The sequence below is a fragment of the Brachybacterium timonense genome (assembly GCF_900258505.1).
Taxonomy (GTDB): Bacteria; Actinomycetota; Actinomycetes; order Actinomycetales; family Dermabacteraceae; genus Brachybacterium; species Brachybacterium timonense.
Window position 1 is genome coordinate 3078839 of sequence record NZ_LT984895.1, and the last position, 6601, is coordinate 3085439.

Sequence of the window (6601 nt, forward strand, 5' to 3'; positions counted from 1 at the left end):
CAACTGCCGGGGTGGGGCGCAGCACGATACCGTCGTCTCCGCCGCTCGGCGTCCCGCGTCTGATGGTGCCTGCGATCCTCAGCGCCACCGCCTCCCGGTGTCATCGGCCGCCGGTGCCATCGTTCCTCGCTGTCGTCGCTGCTGGGGTCAGCACCGTCGGTGCTGCGCGGCCCCGGGGCTCCCTTTCCCATGAACGGAGATCATGTCCTCCCGTCTGCTCGTCTCCTCCTCGTCACTGCTGTGGGGGCTGCAGTTCGCGCTGCTCACCCCGGCGCTCGCGCTGATCCTCTCCGCGCTGTACGACGCGTCGACGGCCGACATCGGGGGGACGCTCGCGATCTACAACACCGGCGCGTTCATCGCCGCTCTCGTGATCCCGGTGTGGGCGGATCGGCATCACTCCTACGTGTCCACCATGCTGATGGCCGCTGTCATGACGCTGCTGCTCGCCCTCGCCCTGGCGCTGCTGACCAGCCTGCCTGCGGCAACAGCAGCACTGGTGGTGCTCGGCGGGCCAGCCGGTGTGGGCGTGACGCTGCTCTTCGCTCATCTGCGACATGCCGGTGAGTCCACGGCGGCGATCATGAACACGCGCGCGGTCCTCGCGGCCGCATGGATGGCAGGGCCGCCGCTCGCCGCGGCGATCATCGGTGTGGCCGGAGGGCGCGGCGTGTTGTGGACAATCGCGGCCATCGCGGTGGCGAACATTGCGACCACTGTGCTGCTCAGCAGGAGGCAGCGCCCCGCTGCCCCGTCGGCGGCCGACGCCCCGCACCATCAAGGCCCTCGAACCAACCGTCGCCCCGCGCCCCCATCGGCGGCCGACGACACCCCGGCGGCGGGCACAGCGGAGTCAACGGGACACACCAGCACCGCACCAGCACCAGTGGAAACGAGCGAGCTGGCGAACCACCCCAGCACCGCACAGCCGCACGCGACCGCACAGCCGCACCCGACCGCACAGCCGCACGTGACCGCACCGGCCCTCGGGCCGGAGGAGGACCCCGCTCCCTCCGCGCCACCGCCACTGCGGCTCGGACGCTGGGCAGTGACCCTCGTGATCCTCGCGGTCACGCTGTTTCAGACCACGAATGCCACCGCCGTGTCCTTCCTGACGATCTACTCGGTGGAGACCCTGCAGCTGGAGGCTCTATGGGCCGGGCTCGCGCTCGGCATCGCCGCGGGGCTCGAGATCCCGGCGCTGGTGATGTTCGGCCGGATCGGGGACCGGGTCAGTCACCTCACGGTGATGGTCCTGGGAGCGGTCGCCGGAGTGGGCTACTACCTGGGGATCGCCCTGGCCACCGGGCCGGTGATGCTGATCGGCCTGCAGGTGCTCAACGCCATCACCGTGGCGACCGTGGCAGGGATCGGGATGACGCTGTTCCAGGAGATCCTGCCGGGGGCGGGGTTCTCCACCGGCCTGTTCATGAACACGCGACGGATCGGCGCGATCATCTCCGGTCCGCTCATCGCCCTGGGCGCCCTCGAACCGTTGGGGCAGCGTGGCGTGTTCTGGGCGTGCGCGCTGCTGACCGGGCTCGGCCTGATCGTGATGGAGGCGGTGCGTCGCAGCGCGCGGCAGCCGCAGCACGGGCCCGTCGGCGCCTGAGCAGCCCGTTCAACTGGACGCGGAGTCATGCCGGCTGTCCAGCGCCCGGAGAGGCTGTATCAGCTGGACACGGAAACGTGCCTGCTGCCCGGCACCCGGTGAGGCCGCGTCAGCTGGCTGCAGAGCCTGGTCTGCCCCAGCCACGCTCGGCGTGGGCGAGGATCTCACGGATCATGGCACCCATCCGCATCCGTTCGCGGTACAGCCCCGGCATGCCCGCCTGCTCAAGCGGCTCCGCCGTGACCGGGCCGACGCCCGCGAGCACCAGCTGACCATCCTGGGCGCGCTGCACCAGCTGCTCCAGCACACCGTCCTCGCGGGCGTACTCGACCCAGCGGTGCGCACCGGGAGCAGCCGTGAATACCACCAGATCCAGGCTGCCTGCCGCGGCATCCTGCACGCTGCGACGCACCGCCAGCTCATCGGGGGCAGGGCCCCAGCGATAGACGGTCAGGCTCACCACGTCAGCGCCGAGCTCGGCAAGCAGCTCATCGAGCCCGTCGGCGCCCGAGCCGTGGTGCTGCACCGCCACCCGTTTCCCGGCCACATCCAGAGTGCGCAGGTGGGCGGCGACCTCGGTGTGCACTTCGGTCTCGGAGACCCAGTCGGCGTGCAGGCCAGCCTGCTGCAGAGCGCCACGCCCCTTCGGTCCACGCGCGAGGATCACCGCGTTCGTAAGCGCCTGGCGCAGCTCGTCGGCGCACCCAGCAGCGTCGGCAGCTTCGAACCACCCGCGCACACCGACGCCGGTGGTGATCACGAGCATCTGCGGCGGGTGCTCGATCAGGTCGCGGGTGCGGGAGAGCAGGGCGGCGTCGTCGGCGTGCGGGATGGTGCGCAGCGCGGGTGCGATCTCCACCGCGGCGCCGTGTCGTGCGAGCGCGGCGGCGAGCTCCTCTGATTTGCGGTCCACGCACAGCACCACCCGCTTGCCGGCGAGCGCGTCGGACAGGGCAGGTGCATCATCGGCGCGGTTCATACCGCCAGCGTAGAGGGTGAGCGGTTGGATAGTGTGCACGCATGTCATCTGTGACCTGCCGTCCTGCCACGGTGGAGGACGTCGCCCGCGCCCGGGCTGGAGGGCTCACCGACGTGCAGCCCGATCGGTGGCGTGACGGCGATAACCGGCGCTCGCTCATAGCGGTGGGCACCGACGGGGCGTTACTGGGGCACTGCCGCGGAATCGACAACGTGTTCCATCCGGACTCACGCACCTATGTGCAGGAGATCGCCCCATCGGTCCCTCGCGGCCCGAGCTGGGCTGAGGTCGCTGATGCTCTGCTCGCTGCGCAACGGGCCGTATCCACCCTGCCGTTGCGCATGAAGCCGCAGGCGCACGAGGAGGAGCTGATCGCACTCGCCGCCAGGCACGGCGGGGCGGTGATCCAGCTGATGCCGCCGTGGCGGCACCTGGTCGATGCCACGTTGCGCTCCTGGGCACAGGATCACGCGATGACGGCCGACGGGCTACGCGCCGAGATCGTGGAGCGGGCCGCAGTCAACGACGACACTGTGCATGAGCTGATGCTTGGCCTCTACGTCGAGCACTACACCGCGCAGCATGCGCGCTGGTCGCCCGCCGCTGCGCCGGATCGGTTGCGTGAGGAGAACGCACCCGATTTCGTGCCCGGTGCCGCGGGTGCCTTCGATCCGCGTCGTACTGCGACGCTGCGGCGCGGCGGCCAGATCGTGGCGCAGGCACTGGTGTGGCCGCCGGAACCGGACGGCGCTGCGGAGGTCACACTGGAGTCGCGACCCTATGAGGGACCAACGACGCGTGCCGACATGGCGGCGTGCCTGGCAGCCGTGGTGGAGGCCAGCGCCGACGGGGACGTGCTGCTGATCGACTCGCATCTGACCGAGCCCTGCGAGTCCGCTCTGCTGCGCAATGTACCGAAGCCGTCAGGCGAGAATCAGGACCCGTGGACAGCGATCGTCGCGATCCCGGTACCCGGGAGGCCGGTGCCTGCGCCGCTGCCGGTCAAACTGGTGCCCGAGGAGCCGGCGCGGGCATTTGCAGCGATGCTCGGCGCCTGAGTTACACGCGCCGGGCGGTCAGCACGGTGTAACCGGTCTGTGCGCGGATGCGGCCGTCGTCATCGGCATGCTCCTGCAGGTGGCCACGCAGGGCGGCGAGCAGATCGTTCGCGCGCTCACCCGCAGCGGCCAGGGAGAACGTATGCGTGGGGCTGCCGTGCAGGTAAAGCTCCATGCCGTGCTCCACACTGTCGAAGCACCACGGCAGGATGTGCTGCTCAAGCGTCAGATCCACGAAGGCACCGTCAAGCCGCTCACACGCCACCTCCGCGTCACCCCAGAGCATGTGGGGTGGTCTCGTCGGCGCCCCGGGGCTCGTGACTGCGGTCATGCGATCGGTCATCTCCGCGAGGAACCCGTGCTCGTTCCACACGGTCATCGCGAGCACGCCGCCGGGGCGCAGGATCCGTGCCCATTCTGCTGGCCCGGTGTTGGGATCGCAGAACATGGTGCCAAAGGAGCTGGCCACCGCGTCGACATCGCCCTCGGGTAGTCCGGTGTCCTCTCCTGTCGCATTGATCCACTGTGCCTGTGGAACCTGGCGCATACCCTCGATGCGCATTCGTTCCACGGGCTCGATCGCGGTGACGCGGGCGCCGATATCGAGCAGGGCGTGCGAGGTGTGTCCGTGGCCGGCACCGATATCCGCGACGTGGGCGCCGGGGGTCAGTTCAGCGATGACCTGCGCCAGGACGGTAGAAGCCGGAGCAAGCCGCTCGGCCGTCGGCGCATAGTCGGCGGCGGCCCAGATGTCAGCGGGAGTGAGCGTCATGCGCCCACACTAACTGCGAACGGTTCTCGGCTGAGGGTCGGGCAGGACGCGGGTGGGCTCAGCGATCCTCTGCGTCGTCGGCTGCCCGATGGTGCCGTCGGCGTCGCGACCCGATCATCCACCCCGCACCGAGCCCGAGCGCGATCCCCAACGGCATCCCCATCACCATGCCCATCGCGAGATCGTTGATCCTCATGCCGATGAACAGGCCAATCATCGGGCCGATGGTCACGGCGGCGACCATGCCCACAGCGGCGCCATTCACGGAGCGTTCCGCAAAGGTGGCCTGCTCAGCGCGGACCTCATCTTCCCAGGAGGTGCCGTCGGCGAAGGGTGGCGGCGCGTCGGGGCGGGTCGGCGCATCGGGGCGAGCGGGCACCTCGGGACGCAGCGTCGCGTCAGCGCGCGCGGGCGTCCCGCCGGGGCGTGCAGCAGCCCGGGTGGGCATATCAGCGCGGCTCGATGCATCGGTACCTGCGGGCGCCTGCGGGTGTTCAGTCGCGCCCCGCTCGGCGGGCTCATCGGCGGAATCGGGCATGCCATCAGAGTAGGCGCCAGGACTCGTCGGGCTTCCGTTGCTGAACGCCTGCGCACGAGGCCACGCGCCCCGTCCGTCGGTCCTGCCGCGGCGTGCCACCGGAACAGACAGATCACGATTCGGCGCGCTTGCAGCACACAGCCCACCGTGACGTGCACCATAGGTGCACATTCCGCCGCGCCGGTTCCACCCGGCCCGCTCCTCGGAGGTGCCCATGACAGAGCTGAAGAAATCACTCGGGATGCCAGCGCTCATCGCGCTCGGCGTCGCAGGAGTGGTGGGCTCCAGCTGGATCTACACCTCCTCCACGTTCTTCACCGAGTACGGCGCCGGCGGCATGATCCTGGGCCTCCTGGTGGGCGCCGCCCTCGCGGCCTGCGTCGCCCTGGCCTACGGTGAGCTCACCAGCACCATCCCTCGCGCCGGTGGTGAAGTGGTGTGGGGCTTCGTCGCGCTCGGCCGCCCCGCCGGATTCGCCACCGGCTGGTTCCACATCGGCGCATACATCTCCTCCCTCGCCTTCTACGTCACCGCCTTCGGCACGCTGCTGGGCAAGTACGTGCCGGCGATGGAAAAAGGCACCCTGTACTCCCTCGCCGGGGCCGACGTGACCTGGCCAGTGCTGGCCGTGGGTCTACTACTCACCCTGCTCGTGTTCGGCATGAACTGGTTCGGCGTGGGCGTCGGCGCGCAGATCCAGGTGGGCTTGTTCGTGGTGATGATCGTGATCGCGCTGGCACTTGCCGGCACAGCCCTCGTACACGGCTCCTTCGAGAACCTGTCGCCGCTGTGGATGGCCACTCAGGAACCGGTCACCTCCACCGCGCGCATGGTGGTGCCAGGCATCACCTACGTCGTCGGCTTCTCCCTCGTGGCCGTGTTGGCCGAGGAAGCAAAACTCCCTGCCCGCCGCATTGGCCTCACCGTCGTTCTCACCGTGGTGTTCGCTGCGCTGTTCTACACCACCGTGCTCGTGGCCACTGCCTTCGTGGTGCCGTGGGAGTCGATCGCGGACCCGGGGCGACTGGGAACCATCGACGCGTTCACCGATGCTGGCTTCCCGATCCTGGGCTTCGGCGCCTTCCTCATCGGTGTGTTGGGCCTGATCACAAGCTTCATCGGCCTATTCGTTGCCTCCAGCCGGGTGGTGCTAGCCCTCGCCCGTGCCCGCATGCTGCCACGCGGGCTGGCGCACGTGCATGAGGGCTCGGGCGTGCCGCGCCGGGCACTGCTGTTCATCCTGGTGGTCACCGTGGTGCTGGGGCTGCTGGGCCCCGGCGCCATGACCTGGTTCCTCGACGCCGGCGGCACATTCCTGGGCATCGTGTGGCTGCTGGTGGTGATCGCGAAGTACGTACTGCCGCGCCGCTACCCAGGGCTTGAGCCCCAGTACCGGGCCCGGCCAGCGTTCCTGCCGGCAATCGGCGCACTGGGCGCGCTCCTGGTCATCACCTTCACAATCATCCCCGGCACCGGCATGACGCTCGTGTGGCCGGCGGAGTACATCATGTTGGGCGGCTGGGCGCTGCTGGGCCTGGTGCTCTTCCTCGCGACGCCGAAACCGGCCGACCCCTCGCAGGTGTTCACCGAGATGCTCGGCCCCCACGCAGGGAAGGTCGCTGCCGCGCGGAGGGGCGCGGGC

Annotated in this window: 6 protein-coding genes; 3 read left to right on the forward strand and 3 right to left on the reverse strand. The window is 69.6% G+C overall.

Annotated elements, in window-relative coordinates; genetic code table 11:
• Positions 1-202: 202 nt before the first annotated feature.
• The gene (locus C8271_RS13570; protein WP_106507748.1) at positions 203-1612 is read left to right on the forward strand and encodes an MFS transporter; all 1410 of its coding nucleotides are present in this window, start codon (positions 203-205) and stop codon (positions 1610-1612) included.
• Positions 1613-1721: 109 nt separating this feature from the next.
• On the opposite strand, the gene C8271_RS13575 is transcribed toward C8271_RS13570, so the two are convergent.
• Complete coding sequence (locus C8271_RS13575) at positions 1722-2591, reverse strand: uroporphyrinogen-III synthase (RefSeq protein WP_106508096.1); 870 nt, start codon at positions 2589-2591, stop codon at positions 1722-1724.
• A 41-nt stretch (positions 2592-2632) separates the two neighbouring features.
• On the opposite strand from C8271_RS13575, the gene C8271_RS13580 reads away from it, so the two are divergent.
• Complete coding sequence (locus C8271_RS13580; RefSeq protein WP_138774588.1) at positions 2633-3649, forward strand: hypothetical protein; 1017 nt, start codon at positions 2633-2635, stop codon at positions 3647-3649.
• A gap of 1 nt (position 3650) precedes the next feature.
• Here the strand turns inward: C8271_RS13580 and C8271_RS13585 are convergent, their stop codons facing one another.
• Positions 3651-4421 (reverse strand): class I SAM-dependent methyltransferase, encoded by a 771-nt coding sequence (locus C8271_RS13585; RefSeq protein WP_106507750.1) that lies wholly within the window; start codon positions 4419-4421, stop codon positions 3651-3653.
• Between the two features lie 58 nt (positions 4422-4479).
• Positions 4480-4959, reverse strand: a complete 480-nt coding sequence (locus tag C8271_RS13920; RefSeq protein WP_170957909.1) for a hypothetical protein — start codon at positions 4957-4959, stop codon at positions 4480-4482.
• 214 nt (positions 4960-5173) lie between these two features.
• Here C8271_RS13920 and C8271_RS13595 point away from each other — a divergent pair.
• On the forward strand, positions 5174-6601 hold a 1428-nt coding region (locus C8271_RS13595; protein WP_106507752.1), incomplete at its 3' end, for an APC family permease.

Bases quoted from the DNA above. Each gene is read 5' to 3' on its own strand.
- C8271_RS13585 (WP_106507750.1), bottom strand. From the start codon at position 4,421: ATGACGCTCACTCCCGCTGACATCTGGGCCGCCGCCGACTATGCGCCG.
- C8271_RS13570 (WP_106507748.1), top strand. From the start codon at position 203: ATGTCCTCCCGTCTGCTCGTCTCCTCCTCGTCACTGCTGTGGGGGCTG.
- C8271_RS13575 (WP_106508096.1), bottom strand. From the start codon at position 2,591: ATGAACCGCGCCGATGATGCACCTGCCCTGTCCGACGCGCTCGCCGGC.
- C8271_RS13920 (WP_170957909.1), bottom strand. From the start codon at position 4,959: ATGCCCGATTCCGCCGATGAGCCCGCCGAGCGGGGCGCGACTGAACAC.
- C8271_RS13580 (WP_138774588.1), top strand. From the start codon at position 2,633: ATGTCATCTGTGACCTGCCGTCCTGCCACGGTGGAGGACGTCGCCCGC.